This is a genomic window from Pseudomonas sp. F007 (assembly GCF_057814275.1).
The window spans coordinates 580,996-597,389 of sequence record NZ_JBVATA010000004.1; the positions used below are offsets into that span (position 1 = coordinate 580,996).

Sequence of the window (16,394 nt, forward strand, 5' to 3'; positions counted from 1 at the left end):
GCCCCTTTGTGCGGGGCTTGCGGTCATTCCGAAAAGTGTCTGAAACCGTGTCGGGCCAGCCTTACGGAATGGGTGGATTGTTCCAGCGTTGCACGGTGACGATCATGTGGCCTTCGCCGGTCAGGGACTTGCCTGCATCGTCGACGGCGGCAATCACCTTGAGGTTGCCGGCATTGTTGGTGGACATTTTGCGCGCCGGATTCGGCCCGGCATCGCCCGGGGTGAACACGCCGCTGTCGGCCTGCATGGTGCCGGCGAACTTGACGTCTTCGTCCTCTTTGGCACGCTCATCGAAGGCCTCGACCGTCCACTGCGCCGGGAACACGCCGATGCGATACGGCTTGCCGTCGGCACCCTTGCCCCAGGCTTCGGCATCGAAACGGCCCTGGACTTTCGGCGTCGAACCGCCGCCTTCACCGATCCGCGCCACGGAGAACGCGGGCACGACCTTGACCTCGGCGATGCTGCTGTAGACCGACAGGCTCGGTCCTTTCAGCGCGCCGACGCTGACGGTTCGCAGCCCCGGCCTGGCATCGCTGGCGGCCTTGAGTTTGACCTTGATCTGCTCAGGGCTTTGCGCGATGACTTCCAGCACTTCGACGCCTTTGCCGAAGTCCGGCTTGCCTTGCAGGCCCGCGCCGATCAGGGTCACTTCAGTCTCGGTGCCGGCCTTGAGGTACCCCGGCTGCACCGCCAGCAACTGGCTGGAACCGTGCTTGGCAGCACTGAAATCGAGGCCGCGCTCATCGTGCTCGGCCTCGAACATCCGCCCTTGCAGTTGCGTGCCCTTGGCCGCCAGCACCTGGCGCATGACCACGCCATCGATGGTCACGTTGCCGCGCCATTCGTAACCACTGTAGAGGATCGCGCTACCGTCGCCATTGAACGGACTGCCATCGGCGTACTGACCCTTGACCGTGACCTTGAACTGATCGTTGCCCTCGCTGCTGACGCTCATCACGCCCGCCAGTCCACCCTTGCCCGGCAAGTGGCCGCTGAAGCTCCAGTCGCCAGCCAGGGTCTCGGCCTTGGGCGCGGTTTTCTGCCAGGTTTTCCACGCCGGGTTATCCAGCGGATAACGCTTGGCCAGCAACGGCACCATCTCTTTGCGCGCCAGGTCGAACCAGTCGCGATCACGGGACAGTGCCTGGTATTCCAGGGACGGCCATTGACCGAGGTGGAAGTTCACCAAGCGCTCCCATTCCTGTGCCGGGCGGCGTTGCAGGGCCACCCGCGCACCGGAGTGGCAGCGACCGCACATCTGGCTGGTCTGCTCATCGAACTGCTCGACCGTATTCAGCCGGCGCTCGAGGGCGTAACGCACGCCGTCGGTTTCGCTCGGCGCCAGGCCCTGGGTATCGGCCAGGTACTTGACCAGGGTGCGGCGGTCGTCATCGCTGATCTGCAGGCCATGCATGGTCTGCATCCGCGCAATGCTCATCAGCCAGCCCTCGGGAGTCTTGCGCTGGTGGCTGATGCGGCTCAGGGCGTTGTCGGCTTCAGGGGTATGACAGCCCTGGCAGGTTTCCTTGAGGATGCTCTGGGCATCACGCGCGGCCATGCTTTGCGGCGCATGCAGGGCGGCACACGCGGCAAGCGCCAGGAGACTGGCGCTCATGCCTGATCGGAGTTTTCTCTTCATCAACGTCGAACCTCGCACGGTGCTTTCTTATTGTTGGAATGGTCGTTTTTATGGTTTCTACCGCCAGCGAGCGAATCGCCGGCGAAGGCAAGAGAAACGTCTGCAACGAGCAATACACAGAGCGTGCCAGCTTGTGAATACCTCAATAAATCAACGTTTTGTGGGGACGACACGGCGTTTTGAAGGGATTGCTGCACAGCGGTGGCGTTTAATTTCGCGACAGCTGTTGCACTCTGAGACGAGCATAGATGAGCCGTCCTCGTATAGGATGGGCGCCAACCCGCTTAACCGCTTCAGCTAAAGGACTCGCGCCATGCTCACTGCGTTGCTCTTCGACCTCGACGGCACCCTCACCGACACCGATGCCCTGCACCTGCAGGCCGTTCAGGAGCTGTTGCTGGAGGAAGACGGGCGTACCTTCAGCAAAGCCGAGTTCGAAGCCCACGTCAGCGGTCAGGCCAACGCCAACATGTGCCGCTACCTGTTCCCCGAGCGTTCGCTGGCCGAACACGAAGCCTTTGCCGAGCGCAAGGAGGCGCGCTTTCGCCAGTTGTCGACGCACTTGAAGCCAATTGCCGGACTGCAGCGCCTGCTGGACTTCGCCAAGGCGCAAGCGATTGGCGTGGCGGTAGTGACCAATGCCCCCCGGGCCAACGCCGAGCACATGCTCGAGGCCCTGGGTCTGCAAGCGCGCTTCGAGCAGGTGGTGGTGGCCGAGGAACTGCCACGCGCCAAGCCCGATCCCCTGCCCTACCTGACCGGCCTGGCGCACTTGAACGCGACTGCCGACGTCAGCCTGGCGTTCGAGGATTCGATCCCGGGCCTGACCGCGGCGGTCAACGCCGGGATCTTCACCGTCGGCCTGGTCACCAGCCAGCGCCGCGAAACGCTGTTGGCGGCGGGCGCACACCTGGCGATTGAAGACTTCAACGACCCGCAGTTATGGGCGGTGATCGATCGCATGCTGAGCGCCGGTCAGTAATAGCGGCAATCCGCGCCCCCTGCTCATCCGAAAGCCACTCGTTGCGAGGAAACGAATATTTCGCATAACATGTAATCATTCTCATTAGCAAAAATACCCATGAAGCCTAGAACACCCGCATCGGCCGACACGCTGGACGCTCTGTACCAAGGCCATCATGGGTGGCTGTTGAACTGGTTGCGGCGCCGCCTGCACTGTCCGCACAACGCCGCCGACCTGGCCCAGGACACCTTCGTCCGCGTCCTCTGCACCGGCCCCTACGTCGTGCCCCGTGAACCCCGGGCGTTCCTGGCGACGGTGGCACGCCGCTTGATCATCGACAACAGCCGGCGCAAGCGCCTGGAAAAAGCCTACCTCGACGAACTGCAACTGTGGGCTGCGCACCTCGACCAGGCGCCCTCCCCCGAGCAGATCTTCGAAGCCGTGCGGGTGCTCGAAGGCATCGACCGGGCGCTGTCGCGCATGTCTACCCGGGTGCGCGAAGCGTTCATCCTGCGGCACATGGAAGGCTTGAATCAGACCCAGATTGCCACGCGCCTGGGCGTCTCCTTGCGAACCGTGCAAATGGACTTGGTGCTGGCCCTGGAAGCCTGCGATGACGCTGCCGGAACCGGGTCATGAACAGTCCACTGCCCGCCTCTATCCGCCGCCAGGCCGCCGAATGGCTGGTACGCCTCGACCATCAACCAGACGCCGAAACCCGCCAGGCCTTCACTGAATGGCTGGCGCTCGACCCGCAACATGCCAACGCTGTCGCACGCCTGCGACGCCATCTCGAGCCCCTGCAAACACTGCCCGCACAACCCGCCACGGCCACCTTGCGCGGTGCCGCACGCAGCCAGCGCCATGGCCGTTCCATCGCCTCGCTGGCCCTGCTGGCGGTGCTCGGCGCATCGGCCTTGCTGGGCAGCTACTCGATGCAACAGGGGCTGATGCTTGCCGATCTGCGGAGCGCCAGCGGCGAACGCCAGCATCAACGGCTGGCCGATGGCAGCCAGATCGACCTGGACAGCGACTCCGCCGTCGACCTCGACTTCGACCCGCAACAACGGCGGGTCAAGCTGCTGCGCGGTGAGATTCTGGTGGAGGTGGCCAAGGACCCGGCGCGTCCGTTCTACGTGGTGACGGCGCAAGGCAGCATTCGCGCGCTGGGTACGCGTTTTCTCGTCGAGCAACTGGACGCCGCCACCCAGGTGACCATGCTCGAATCCGCCACCCGCATCGACGCCGGCGGACGCAGCCTGACCCTCAACGCCGGCCAGCGCCTGCGTTTCGATGCCAGCGGGCCGGGCACGGTGGAACAGGTCGACAGCCAAGCTCTGCAACATGCCTGGGAGGACCGGCAGTTGCTGGCCTACAACCAGCCCCTGACCGACGTTCTCGAACGCCTGTCACGGCACCGCAAAGGCCTGGTGCTGTTCGACAGACAGGCGCTGGCGGCGCTGCGGGTCACGGTGATGCTGCCCACCGATGACAGCGATCGCGCCTTGCGTTTGCTGGCCCGGACGTTGCCGATCGAAATCAGCCACTACACGCCCTGGCTGACCCGAGTGACGTTGGTCACCGAGCAGAAAAACAACTAATTTTCATTCTCATTGCGTGTTTTCGAAAATCATCCGTCCTCCCCAATGCCAACAAAATGAACGGAGATTCGCAAACATGACTTCCCCTTACCGCCTGCTGCTGGCGAGCCGCCTGAGCCTGTGCGCCTTGCCGCTGGTGTTGCCGACCCTGGCCTATGCCGAGAAAGCGGTGCAGGCCTACCACATTCCGGCCGGGCCACTGGAGCAGGTACTGGGACGCTATGCCCAAGCCGCCGGTGCGCCGATTTCCCTGCAAAGCCAGCAGTTGAGCGGTTTGACCAGCCCGGGGGTCGACGGTACCTACACCGTCTTGGAGGGTTTCGCCCAGGTCCTGCGCGGCACTGGCCTGACCGTGCACAACAGTGACGACGGCTACTTGCTGCAAAAGGTCCCGGTCAGCGCTGGCGCACTGGAACTGGATGCGACCACTATTTCCGCGGCGGTGCTGGGGAGCACCACCGAGGGCACCGGCTCGTACACCACCGGCGAGACCGCTGCGGCCACCCGCATGAACCTGAGCCTGCGCCGCACTCCGCAGTCAGTGAGCGTGGTCACCCGCCAGCAAATGGATGACCAGAATCTGCAAAGCATTTCGCAAGTGCTGCAGCAAACGCCGGGCATCATCGTCAACCAGGAAAGCTCCGAGGCCTACACCTTCTACGCCCGTGGCTTCAAACTGGAAAACTTCCAGTTCGACGGCGTGCCCAGCCTGTCCTCGGACGGCGGCTCGCTGCGGGACAACTACAGCATCGGCAACAGCCTGATTTACGATCGCGTCGAAGTGCTCAAGGGCGCGACCGGGCTGGTCAACGGTTCCGGTTATCCGTCCGGGGTAATCAACCTGGTGCGCAAGCGGCCGACCGATAAATTCCAGGGCAGTGTCAGCGCGGGCGCTGGCTCCTGGGACAAGTACAACGCAGACATCGACCTGTCCGGCCCGCTGACCGACAGCGGCAATATCCGCGGGCGCATGGTCGCGGGCACCCAGTCCCAGCACAGCTACGTCGACTACCTGACCGGCGAGCAGAACACCTTCTACGGCGTGCTCGAAGCAGACCTGAGCGACAGCACCGTGCTCACCGTCGGCTATGACGTGCAGAAGAACTACGACAACGGCAGCACCACCGGCGCCCTGCCCGCGTTCTATCAGGACGGACGCACCGTCAAGTTCGACCGCGACACCAACGCCGCCGACCGCTGGACCTGGCGCAACCAGGAAACCCAGCGCGCATTTGTCGAACTGGCCCATACCTTCGACAACGAGTGGGTGCTCAAGGGTGTGCTGAGCAACCGCGACTACCGCACCCGCGAGCTGATCTCGGGGATCAGCAGCGAGCCGGTGCAAGCCAATGGCAGCATTTCCCATGGCTTTATCGGCGGCAACATCGACCCGGTCAGCGGCGCAGTGAACAACGAGGGCACCGCGACCAAATTCAACACCACCAGCCAGGAGCAGGACTTCGACCTCTACGCTCGGGGGCCATTTACCCTCGGCGGACGGGTGCATGAAGCGGTGTTTGGCTACAGCATGGCCCACACCGAAGCCACCTCCAAACGCTACGACGGCGTGACCAACGGGGTGATAGACGACGTATTCCAGTGGGACGGTTATGGCGACCGGCCGCGCAACTTCGAATGGTGGTCGACCTTCGATATCGAGGCCCGGCAGAAGGTCGGCTTCGCCGCCACCATCCTCAAGCCGACCGACGCCATGGCGCTGATTTTCGGCGCGCGGATCGTCGACCACAAATGGGACATCGACACCATCAACGGCAGGGGCCGACGCTTCCCCGCCAGCGCGACCAACTCCAGCGAAATCGTGCCGTACACCGGCATCACCTACGACCTGGACCAGCACCACACGGTCTACGCCAGCTACACCGACATCTTCAAACCCCAGGCCTACAGCCTCGGCACCGATGGCAAGCCGATCGATCCGCTGACCGGGCAAAGTTATGAAATCGGCATCAAGGGCGCTTACTTCGAGGAGCGCCTGAACGCCAGCCTGGCCCTGTTCGAACTGCAGCAGGACAACTTCGCCATTCTCACCGGTGGCACCACACCTTCCGGCGGCGATGCCTACCGCGCCGCGCAAGGGGTCACCACCCGTGGCGTCGAAATGGAAATGTCGGGCGAGGTGATGAAGGACCTGCAACTGATGGCCGGCTACACCTTTGCCGAGTCCCACGACGCTGACGACCAGCGTGTCGCGACCAACCAGCCGCAACACCTGTTCAAGCTGGCGACCAATTACCGCCTGCCGGAGGAATGGCGCAAGGTCACGGTGGGCGGCAACCTCTACTGGCAGAGTTCGAGCTTCTTCAAACCAAGCGACGAAGACTGGTACTCGATCGATGATCCAAGCGCCAAGTTCGAACAGAAATCCTACGCACTGGTAGGGCTGGTGGGTGGCTACGACTTCGCCGAAAACCTCAAGGCGACGGTCAACGTCAACAACCTGTTCGACAAGCATTACTACAGCGGTATCGGCAACTACGGCACGGTGTTCTGGGGGGCGCCACGCAACCTGATGGTCAACGTCAAATACAGTTTCTGATCCGTTGCGCCCGTGATTGGCGCGTCTCAAGCGTTGTCGCAATGTGCGACAGCGCGGCGCTTTCGGCACCCTCGTTTTTGCCCTGGGAGCCCGGTAAATCCGGGCTTCGAGGAAACTGGCACAGGCGTTGCGAACAACCTCGCCACACGAACAAGACGAGGTTCCAACATGTCGCTTCCCACTCTGCTTCCCGCCGTTTCGGCCTTCATCCAACGCGCCCCGCGCATGCTGGTCGGCGCCGCGTGGGTCGAGGCCGCCGACGGCCAGACCATGCCCCTGCACAACCCGGCCACCGGTGAGGTGTTGTGTGTGGTGCCCAAGGCCACGCCCGAGGATGTCGACCGTGCGGTGCTCGCCGCGCGCCAGGCGTTTGATGACTCGGCCTGGACCCGCACCCGCCCGCGTGAACGGCAGAATCTGCTGTGGAAACTTGCCGACCTGATGCAGCGCGATGCGCAAATCCTCGCGCAACTGGAATGCCTGAACAACGGCAAGAGCGCCGCCGTGGCCCAGGTCATGGACGTGCAACTGTCGATCGATTTCCTGCGCTACATGGCCGGCTGGGCCACCAAGATCGAAGGTTCCAGCGTTGAAGTCTCGTTGCCCTTGATGCCCAACGACCAGTTCCACAGTTTTATCCGCCGCGAAGCCGTGGGCGTGGTCGGCGCCATCGTCGCCTGGAACTTCCCGCTCTTGCTGGCCTGCTGGAAACTCGGCCCGGCCCTGGCCACCGGCTGCACCGTGGTGCTCAAGCCGGCGGATGAAACCCCGCTGAGCGCCCTCAAACTGGCCGAACTGGTGCTCGAAGCCGGCTACCCCGAGGGCGTGTTCAACGTAGTCACCGGCACCGGCATCACCGCAGGCGCTGCCCTGACCCACAACCCGTTGGTGGACAAGCTGACCTTCACCGGCTCGACCGCCGTGGGCAAACAGATCGGCAAGATCGCCATGGACTCGATGACCCGGGTCACTCTGGAACTGGGTGGTAAATCCCCCACCATCGTCATGGCCGATGCCGACCTCAACAGCGCCGCTGCCGGAGCCGCCAGCGCGATTTTCTTCAACCAGGGCCAGGTCTGCTGCGCCGGCTCGCGGCTCTATGTTCAGCGCAAGCACTTCGACAACGTAGTCGCCGACATCGCCGGTATAGCCAACGCCATGAAGCTCGGTAACGGCCTCGACCCGAGCGTCGAGATGGGCCCGCTGATCTCCGCTCGGCAGCAGGAGCGCGTCTACGGCTACATCGAACAAGGCCGGCAAAGCGGCGCCACCATTGCTTGCGGCGGTGAGCAGTTCGGCCCGGGGTTCTTCGTCAAGCCGACGGTGATTGTCGACGTCGATCAAAAGCACTCGCTGGTCCAGGAAGAAATTTTCGGCCCGGTACTGGTGGCGATTCCGTTCGACGACGAAGCCGATGCCTTGCGCATGGCCAATGACAGTCCCTATGGACTGGGTGCGAGTATCTGGTCCAACGACCTGGCAGCCGTGCATCGAATGATCCCGCGAATCAAGTCGGGTTCAGTCTGGGTCAATTGCCACAGCGCGCTGGATCCGGCACTGCCCTTTGGCGGCTACAAGATGTCAGGGGTTGGCCGGGAGATGGGCTACGCGGCCATCGAGCATTACACCGAGCTGAAATCGGTGCTGATCAAGTTGTGACCCTCACCCGGCGGGCGTCGAACGGCGTCCGCCGGACTCAGGGTTTATAACCCTGGGCCAACAACCAACTCCTGACCACCCGCCCCTGCTCCGCATCCAGGCCGGCCAACGCCTGCCAGGCCGGTTCGCTGCGTAATCGGCGCAGCAAGGGCGCCAGTTCGATGCCCTGCACATGCCAGATGCCCAGCGGCTGATCGGCCGTAATCACCACCTCGGCCTCGTCGACAAAACCGTCCCGGAGCACCGGCGCCGACTCGATGCGCAACGCATTGAAATCCGCCTGCGCATGGGCCACCTCGGCGTCTGGCCAATGGCGCCGAGCCTGCCAGAACGGCTGCTGCAACCAGCGTTGTTCATCGGCATAGAAGTCCCGGCCGATTCGCGCAAACCTCAGGAACAACTGCTCCACCCGCTGCTCATGAAAGCGTTGCGCCAGGGCCGCGCGCTCGGGTTTGCGCAACAGGGTGTTGATCACCACCGGCGCCTGCAACGCTGACGACAGCGACTGGAAAATCCCGTTGCCCGAGAGCGGATCGACCGCCATTGCCGCATCGCCGACGCGAATCCAGTTACTGCCACACAGTTGTGGACTGAGGATCGCGGTGCTGCTGCGCGCGTGCAGTTGCAGGTCGACTTCCTCATCCGCACCGAACAGTTCGGCAGCCAATTCAGAGGTGCGTCGTCGTGCTCGGCAGTAGTCGAGCAGGTGCGCCTTGCCGGGCAGCTCGGCGCTGGCGACGTCGACGGTCAGTTGCCAGTAACACTGGCCGTCGGCGCGCCGAGCCATCCACGCCCAGCCGTCCTCCAGGCTTTGCACCGCACTGGCAGTGCTGGCGGGAGCGCCTTGCCAACGGTTGAGCAGGCTGACCGTCTCTGGCCCGCGTCGGCCCTTGCCCATGGCCGGCGCCTGACGCCCACGGGCCTCCACCAGGAAATCTGCGCTCAGCAGACCTTGGCCTTCAACCTCGACCCGATGTCCGCTGGCATTCGACTGCACCGTCAGTACCCGGCCCTCGATCAGCTCGACCCCGGCCTGGCGTAAATCCTCGCGCAGGCCTCGATCAAAGCTCGGGCGATCGAGGAGAAATTCGACGTTCTGCGCATGTTGCTGGCCGTTCCACAACACCTGGCGCTGGGACGGCAAGGTCGCATTCGCCAGTGCCTGATGCAGACCGGCGCCGCGCAACGCCTCCAGCACCCGTTGTGAAACGCCCTCAAGGGCAGAGAAGCGACGCCAGTCACTGACCAGCGTCACCCCATAGCCCATGCGCCGCAGCCCCAACGCCACCGCCGCCCCTGCCGGTCCGGCACCAAGGATAAGGATATCAGTCATGCTGGGGTCCACCGCTCGCGACCGCGGTAGTGCGCGTTGTCCCGTAGCCATTGAATGATTTCGTCGTTGCTCGCATCGCGCCTTGTATCGAGAAAGCGGGCGATATGCCCGGTCAATGCTGCACACCCCAGACTGGCGCCGGATTGCCCCGCACCCGAACCACGCACGCAGGCGGCGAAATCCGCTTGCGGGCTGTCGAGCCAGGTCCATTGCTGCGCGTCGCAACGGGCGTCACCGGTCACCCGCACGACTCCGGGATAATTCGCCGGGTAGACGCCCTCGCCCTGGGCCGGGCTGGACGCACATAACAGCACACCCCGCGCCGTCGCTGCGGCACAGGCTTCGCGCAATAGGCTGCGGTCCTGGCGCAAGCCAAGGCTGAGGTTGATCACTCGCACCTGCTGTGCCACCAGCCAGTCAATCGCCGCGGCAATCTGCAGGGCGCTGGTGATGCCGCGTCGGTCAAACACCTGGGCGACATAGAAATGTGCTGCGGGAGCACGATGGTGAATCGCCTCAAACACCGCCGTGCCATGGCCCAGGGGGTCATCGATCAACGCATCCGCAGCGAACCCCTGCTCCAGCAGGTAAAAGCGCCTGCCTGCATCGACCTGCGCACCTTGGGCCGGCGCATGACCGCTGTCGACCAGGCCAATGCGCAACTCAGGCGTCATGCGGCACCCGCACTGGCGTCAGCACGCCGTCCAGCAATTCGAAACGCAGGTCGGCATCGGCCAGGGTCGACGGCCGATGGCTGATGAGGATCCGTGTGCGCGTGGCAAACAAGCGGTCGATGGCCTCGATGACTTCGCGCTCGGTGGCTTCGTCGACCGCCGAGGTGGCTTCGTCGAGCACCAGGATCATCGGGTCCTGCAGCAGGGCCCGGGCGATGGCGATCCGCTGTTTCTGCCCGCCGGACAATTGCTGGCCACGTTCGCCCAGCGGACTGTCGAGACCCTCGGGCAAGGACTCGATCAGACTGTCCAATTGCGCCAGGCGTGCGACCTGCGCCACCGCTTCGCGACTGGCATCGGGCACCGCGTAGGCGAGGTTGTCCGCCAGGCTGCCACGAAACAACACGATGTCCTGGCTGACCACGGCGATGCGCTGGCGCAGTTGGTAAAGGTCCAACTCACGCAGGTCGACACCACCGAGCAGAATACGTCCGGACTGCGGATCGTGATGCCGTTGCAGCAGGTCGATCAGGGTCGACTTGCCGACACCCGAACCACCGCTGAGGGCGACTTTCAGGCCGTGGGGAATGCTTGCCTCGATGCCGCGCAAGGTACTTGCGCGGCCGGGATGGCTGAAGTGCACATTGTCGAATCGCAACTCGCCGCTGGCGGGCATCGGCTGCGCAGCGACCGGCGTGGTCACCGTCGCCGGTTCGCCGCGCAGCTCCATGACCCGGCCCAGGCTGACGGTCATGCGCTGGATCGCCACGTACAAACCCAGCAGGCTCTGCACCGGCCCGACCGCCATGCCCAGATAGGTAGAAAACGCGATCAGCGCCCCCAATTGCCAGGTGCCCTGCACCACCCAATAGCCGCCGATCAGGAACGCGCAGGCGCGGGACAACGAGGTCAGGGTGCCAGGCACGGCCTGGGTGAAGAACTCGGTGACTTGCAGGCGCAGCAACTGGCTCATGTAGCCCTGCCCGAGGTTCTCCAGGCGCCGCGCTTCACGCTGTTGCTGGCCGGCCGACTGGATGAACTTCATCACCGGCAGGGTTTCGACCATGAACGACGACATATCCGCAGAACGCTCGCGCAGTTGCCGCACATCACGCTCGACCTTGCGCCGCATCCAACGCAACCAGATGACGTCCAGCGGGATCAGCACCAGGGCCAGCAATGACAGCTTCCACGACAGGGTCAGCAGCATCGCCACCGCGCACACCAGGCCGATGATGCTCGACACCGCGGAGAACAGCGAGTCCACGGCAAAGCGCTGGATCTCGGCGACGTCCCCGTCCAGGCGCGACATCAGGTCGCCGATCCGCCGCTGCCCATAGAAGCCCGGCGACAGGGTTTGCAGGTGTCGGTACAGGTCGTCACGCAAAGCAAACAGAATCCGCCCGGAAAGCCGCGTATGCAGGTAGCGGTTGATGCCCGACAAGCCGGTGCCAAGCAGACCGGCGACAATCATCAGCCCGGCGATCAGCACCAGCATGGAAAAATTCTTCGCCAGCAAGCCGTCGTCGATCAGCAGCTTGGTCAGCCAGGGCTGGACCAGTACCAGCAGCGACGCGCAGACCGACAACCCGAGCAGCCCGGCAATCGCCAGGCGGTGCGGACGCACAAAGCCATATAGCCAGGCGAGCGCGGCATCCAGCGCCTGCGGGTTGGGGCTGTCGACCAGCCTGACAATCAAGCGCCGCATCAACTGCGCAACTGTTTGAGCTTGCGGTACAAGGTCGCGCGGCTGATTCCCAGCGCGTCGGCCGCCGCCGAGACATTGCCCTGATGGTTGTCGAGGGACTGGCGAATCAGTTCCAGTTCGTTCTGGCGGATGCTGCCAGTGGACGCGCGTTCGCCGGTATTGAGTTCATCGAGCATGCTGTCCGGCAGGTGGTCGAGGTCGAGGATCGTTTCGCCCGGTTCACGCATCGCCAGGGCGGTACGCAGAACCATCTCCAGTTGCCGGATGTTGCCCGGCCAGTGGTAAGCAGCGAGCAGTTGGCTGAGGTCGGACTTGAGCGTCACGCTCGGAGCGTCGAGCTTGATCAACAGGCGCTTGAGCAATTCGCTGAAATCCTCGCGCTCACGCAGCGCCGGGAGCATGACGCTGATGCCGTTGACCCGGTAGAACAGGTCCTCGCGAAAATGCTTGTCCTCCACCAGGCGCTTGAGGTCACGGTGGGTGGCGCAGATCAGCGCGACGTCGATGTCCTGTTCTTCGCCAGCGCCCAGTGGCGCGACCTTGCGGTCTTGCAGCACACGCAACAGGCGCGCTTGCAGGGCCAGCGGCATGTCGCCGATTTCATCGAGGAACAGCGTACCGCCATGGGCCTGCTGCAGGCGACCGATCATCCCGCCGCGCCGCGAACCGGTGAACGCACCTTCGCGGTAGCCGAACAGCTCCGACTCGATCAGCCCTTCGGGAATCGCCGCACAGTTGACCGCAATAAAGGGTTTGTCGCAGCGACTGCCCGCCAGGTGCAGCGCCCGTGCTACCACTTCCTTGCCGGTCCCGGTCTCCCCCAGCAACAACACCGGCAGCTCATTGGCCAGGCCTTGCCGGGCCATGCGCAACGCCCTGGCATAGCGGCTGTTGCTGCCGGCGAGCGTATCGAGATCGGGCGCAGCTTTAGTGGTTTTTGCAGCCGGGCGCGGCGCTGTGCCGACATTCAGCGAACGTTGCGGCGCACGCAGGGCCTTATAGAAAAATTCGCCCTTGGCCGTTTGCAGGCTGCCAACTGCGCCTTGTTGCAAACGCGCGAGCAGCTGCACGCCATCGACCCCGAGAAACGCTTCGCAGCGCTGCCCTACCAGTGCTGCTCGTTCGGCATTGAGCAATTGGCAGGCCTGGGCGCTGACCGCGAGGATCTGTCCGCCCAGGCTCACGGCCAACAGCCCCTGCCACGGCGACTCCAGGTACTGGCGGCGACTGTGGAACGCCAATACGATCTGATCGGCGAAGCTGGCGTTGAATACTCGGCTCTCGATCTGGCTGACCGCCATGGCCAGCAAGGCGGTGCTGTCGTGGACCCGGCCCAACGGGCCTTCGCGCGTCAGGTCGAGCACCCCAAGAATGTCGCCCTGGGGGCAATGAATGGGAACAGAGGTGCAGGAAAAGTCGCTGAGGCGATCCAGATAATGTTCGCCGCAGTCGATCAACGTTGGCCGCGCCTCGACCAATGCCGTGCCCAGCGCATTGGTGCCCCGGACAGCCTCGCTCCAGCAGGCGCCGAGGGTAATGTCCTGCAGGCCACTGCCCTTGAGTCGGTCAGCGCGGCCCTCAACAGCGAGAATGGTGGCGTCGGCGTTGGCCAGAATGATCAAGCCTTCCTTGCCTTGGCGGGCCGCCAGGTAGTCGATGGCCGGTAGCGCGGCGTCGATCAGCAGGCGATTGCTGGCCAGCAGCACCTCAAGGCTGGCACTCGTTTCCAGCGCCAGTTCATGCTTGCCATTGAAGTGCACCCCGTGACTGAGGCTGCGCCGCCATGAAGCGTCGATTTCGGCGCGCAACACACCGTCGGGAACTTCGCCTTCCAGGTGCAGTTTCTCCCGGGCCAACCGGGCTTCGTGGGGCAACTGTGCAATTGTTGTTTTTATAGGGCTCATCAAGCGCTCCGGATCAGTCCGTCCAGCACCTTGCGGGGTCGTGTCCATGCTTGCGACGCGGCACGCGCGTCATGAGCAAATGTCTACACCCGGTACAGAGGGCAGTAAAGGGAAGTTTGTCCTTCCCTCAAGCAAAAGCTGCGCCATGGATCTGCGGCGCCTGCGCCTATGTTTACGTTAACGTAAAGCAACTGGCAAGTGGCTGTCAGGCTTCAGACGTGGGGGTCGCCCGGGGTTTTACTCGGACTGGCATATTGCGGCTTCAAATGCCCTTGGTCATCCAGCAGCCAGGCATCCATGATCTGCCGCACCACAGGCCCTGCGACACGACCGCCCGCCTCGCCATTTTCGATCATCACCGAAATCACGATCTGCGGATGTTCCGCCGGAGCAAAGCCGACGAACAAGGCGTTATCGCGGTTGCGTTCACGGGTCTTCAAGCGGTCGTAGCGCTCGCCTTGCTTGATCGCCACCACTTGCGCAGTACCACTCTTGCCGGCAATCCGGTATTGCGCACCGGCGGCCGCCGCACGGGCAATGCCGCGCGGATCGTGCATGACCATCTGCATGCCATGATTGACCTGCTCCCAATCCCGGGGATTTTTCAGCAGGATGTTGGGCATCGGGTGTTCATCCACCGGGGCAACGCCATCCACGGTTTTCGCCAGGTGCGGACGGTTCCACACCCCCTTGTTGGCGATCAGCGCCGTGGCCTGGGCCAGTTGCAGCGGCGTGACCTGCATGTAGCCCTGACCGATGCCAAGGATCACCGTCTCGCCGGGAAACCAGGGTTGGCGGCGGGTGGCACGCTTCCAGGCCTGGGATGGCATCAGGCCTGCAGACTCCTCGAACATGTCCATCGAGACTTTCTCGCCTAGGCCGAACATCGCCATGTAGTCGTGCAGGCGATCAATCCCCAGCTTGTGGGCCAGGTCATAGAAGTAGGTGTCATTGGAACGCATGATCGCCGCGTCCATGTCGACCCACCCGTCACCGCTGTGATTCCAGTTACGGTACTTGTGATCGAAATCCGGCAGTTGGTAATAGCCCGGATCGAAGACCCGGGTTTGCGCAGTGACTACACCGGTGTCGAGGCCGGCGATGGCCACCTCGGGCTTGATGGTTGATCCAGGCGCGTACAGGCCGCGCAGCACGCGGTTGAACAAGGGCCGGTCAATGGAGTCATGCAGCGCGGCATACTCCTTGAAGCTGATGCCAGTGACGAACAGGTTGGGATCGAAGCTGGGTTTGCTGACCATGGCCAGGACTTCGCCGGTTGCCGGATCGAGGGCGACCACCGAACCACGGCGATCACCCAAGGCCGCTTCGGCTGCTTCCTGAAGTTTTACATCGAGGCTCAGGACGATGTTCTTTCCCGGGATCGGGTCGGTGTGCTTGAGCACGCGCAACACTCGGCCTTGGGCGTTGGTCTCGACTTCCTCATACCCCACGTGCCCATGGAGCTCGGCTTCGTAGAATTTTTCGACGCCGGTTTTGCCAATGGACTGAGTGCCGCGGTACTCCACTGAGTCGAGGACTTTCGATTCTTTTTCATTGATCCGGCCGACGTAGCCAATCGAGTGGGCAAAGTGCGCGCCCAGGGGGTAGTTGCGGACGAACTGCGGCTCGACGTCGATGCCCGGCAAACGAAACTCGTTGACGGCGAGAATGGCGATTTGCTCTTCGGTCAGCTCGTAGAACAGGGTGACGGGAACAAAGGGATGGCGCGCCTGCTTCATCGCCTTGTCGAACACCGCGCGATCTTCGGCAGGCAGATGCAACAGGCTGATGATCGAATCCAGTTCGCCTTTAATGTCAGTCGCGCGTTCGCGGGTGATGGTCAGGTTGTAGCTGGGCCGATTGTCGGCCAACAACACGCCGTTGCGGTCATAGATCAGGCCACGGGTCGGCGTGATCGGCAGTACGTGGACCCGATTGTTTTCGGAAATGGTCGAGTGATAGTCAAATTCGACGACTTGCAGGATGTACAGGCGGACAACCAGTGCGCAGCTAATAGCCGCCACGAGCAACGCGCAGGCCAACAACCGTTTGTTGACCATGCGTTTTTCGTTTTCGTGATCCTTGATGTGAATCGGTTCCGGCATTGCTACAGCCTTGAAAAAAGAGCTGCACCATAGCAAAACAGCGCGTCCGTATCAGGGCAAATCCCCCGAATGGTGCCCCTTGAACATGAAGATTAAGTCAGGTTACGCAGCTGGCTTTCCCGCGCGCAAAAACAAAACCCCTACCTGCATACGCAGATAGGGGTTTCGGAATTTAATCTTGACGATGACCTACTCTCACATGGGGAAACCCCACACTACCATCGGCGATGCATCGTTTCACTGCTGA

Annotated in this window: 11 protein-coding genes; 5 read left to right on the forward strand and 6 right to left on the reverse strand. The window is 63.1% G+C overall.

The annotated features are described in order from the left end of the window. Positions 1-61: 61 nt before the first annotated feature. Positions 62-1,642, reverse strand: a complete 1,581-nt coding sequence (gene peaA, locus ACZYR5_RS12960) for a quinohemoprotein amine dehydrogenase subunit alpha (protein WP_489089550.1) — start codon at positions 1,640-1,642, stop codon at positions 62-64. A 313-nt stretch (positions 1,643-1,955) separates the two neighbouring features. Between peaA and ACZYR5_RS12965 the strand changes: the two genes are divergently transcribed. The 5 genes from ACZYR5_RS12965 (at position 1,956) to ACZYR5_RS12985 (ending at position 8,423) form a co-directional block, all read left to right on the forward strand. After that, positions 1,956-2,624, forward strand: coding sequence for an HAD family hydrolase (locus tag ACZYR5_RS12965; RefSeq protein WP_489089549.1), 669 nt, complete (start codon positions 1,956-1,958; stop codon positions 2,622-2,624). A gap of 99 nt (positions 2,625-2,723) precedes the next feature. Next, on the forward strand, positions 2,724-3,245 hold the full coding sequence (locus tag ACZYR5_RS12970) for a sigma-70 family RNA polymerase sigma factor (protein ID WP_489089548.1): 522 nt from the start codon (positions 2,724-2,726) through the stop codon (positions 3,243-3,245). Next, positions 3,242-4,207, forward strand: coding sequence for a FecR family protein (locus tag ACZYR5_RS12975; protein WP_489089547.1), 966 nt, complete (start codon positions 3,242-3,244; stop codon positions 4,205-4,207). Before ACZYR5_RS12970 ends, ACZYR5_RS12975 begins: the two co-directional genes overlap by 4 nt. A gap of 76 nt (positions 4,208-4,283) precedes the next feature. Continuing rightward, positions 4,284-6,764, forward strand: a complete 2,481-nt coding sequence (locus tag ACZYR5_RS12980; RefSeq protein ID WP_489089546.1) for a TonB-dependent siderophore receptor — start codon at positions 4,284-4,286, stop codon at positions 6,762-6,764. Between the two features lie 168 nt (positions 6,765-6,932). Beyond that, positions 6,933-8,423 (forward strand): aldehyde dehydrogenase family protein, encoded by a 1,491-nt coding sequence (locus tag ACZYR5_RS12985; RefSeq protein WP_489089545.1) that lies wholly within the window; start codon positions 6,933-6,935, stop codon positions 8,421-8,423. Positions 8,424-8,460: 37 nt separating this feature from the next. On the opposite strand, the gene qhpG is transcribed toward ACZYR5_RS12985, so the two are convergent. The 5 genes from qhpG to mrdA all read right to left on the reverse strand — a co-directional run bounded on the left by qhpG (position 8,461) and on the right by mrdA (position 16,147). Further along, positions 8,461-9,756 carry a flavin-dependent monooxygenase QhpG gene (gene qhpG / locus ACZYR5_RS12990; protein WP_489089544.1) on the reverse strand — a complete coding sequence of 432 codons (1,296 nt, stop codon included), beginning with the start codon at positions 9,754-9,756 and terminating at the stop codon, positions 8,461-8,463. Continuing rightward, positions 9,753-10,430, reverse strand: a complete 678-nt coding sequence (qhpE, locus tag ACZYR5_RS12995) for a subtilisin-like serine protease QhpE (RefSeq protein ID WP_489089543.1) — start codon at positions 10,428-10,430, stop codon at positions 9,753-9,755. Before qhpE ends, qhpG begins: the two co-directional genes overlap by 4 nt. Further along, positions 10,420-12,138 carry an ABC transporter ATP-binding protein gene (locus ACZYR5_RS13000; protein WP_489089542.1) on the reverse strand — a complete coding sequence of 573 codons (1,719 nt, stop codon included), beginning with the start codon at positions 12,136-12,138 and terminating at the stop codon, positions 10,420-10,422. Before ACZYR5_RS13000 ends, qhpE begins: the two co-directional genes overlap by 11 nt. Next, on the reverse strand, positions 12,138-14,042 hold the full coding sequence (locus ACZYR5_RS13005; RefSeq protein WP_489089541.1) for a sigma-54-dependent Fis family transcriptional regulator: 1,905 nt from the start codon (positions 14,040-14,042) through the stop codon (positions 12,138-12,140). Before ACZYR5_RS13005 ends, ACZYR5_RS13000 begins: the two co-directional genes overlap by 1 nt. 212 nt (positions 14,043-14,254) lie before the next feature. Next, a complete protein-coding gene (gene mrdA / locus ACZYR5_RS13010) occupies positions 14,255-16,147 on the reverse strand; it encodes a penicillin-binding protein 2 (RefSeq protein WP_489089540.1) in 1,893 nt (630 codons plus the stop codon). Between the last annotated feature and the right edge of the window lie 247 nt (positions 16,148-16,394).

Excerpts from the sequence above, each read along its gene's own strand:
- ACZYR5_RS12980 (WP_489089546.1), top strand. The coding sequence starts at position 4,284 with ATGACTTCCCCTTACCGCCTGCTGCTGGCGAGCCGCCTGAGCCTGTGC.
- mrdA (WP_489089540.1), bottom strand. The coding sequence starts at position 16,147 with ATGCCGGAACCGATTCACATCAAGGATCACGAAAACGAAAAACGCATG.
- ACZYR5_RS12975 (WP_489089547.1), top strand. The coding sequence starts at position 3,242 with ATGAACAGTCCACTGCCCGCCTCTATCCGCCGCCAGGCCGCCGAATGG.
- ACZYR5_RS12970 (WP_489089548.1), top strand. The coding sequence starts at position 2,724 with ATGAAGCCTAGAACACCCGCATCGGCCGACACGCTGGACGCTCTGTAC.
- ACZYR5_RS12985 (WP_489089545.1), top strand. The coding sequence starts at position 6,933 with ATGTCGCTTCCCACTCTGCTTCCCGCCGTTTCGGCCTTCATCCAACGC.
- qhpE (WP_489089543.1), bottom strand. The coding sequence starts at position 10,430 with ATGACGCCTGAGTTGCGCATTGGCCTGGTCGACAGCGGTCATGCGCCG.
- ACZYR5_RS13000 (WP_489089542.1), bottom strand. The coding sequence starts at position 12,138 with ATGCGGCGCTTGATTGTCAGGCTGGTCGACAGCCCCAACCCGCAGGCG.
- ACZYR5_RS12965 (WP_489089549.1), top strand. The coding sequence starts at position 1,956 with ATGCTCACTGCGTTGCTCTTCGACCTCGACGGCACCCTCACCGACACC.
- ACZYR5_RS13005 (WP_489089541.1), bottom strand. The coding sequence starts at position 14,042 with ATGAGCCCTATAAAAACAACAATTGCACAGTTGCCCCACGAAGCCCGG.
- peaA (WP_489089550.1), bottom strand. The coding sequence starts at position 1,642 with ATGAAGAGAAAACTCCGATCAGGCATGAGCGCCAGTCTCCTGGCGCTT.
- qhpG (WP_489089544.1), bottom strand. The coding sequence starts at position 9,756 with ATGACTGATATCCTTATCCTTGGTGCCGGACCGGCAGGGGCGGCGGTG.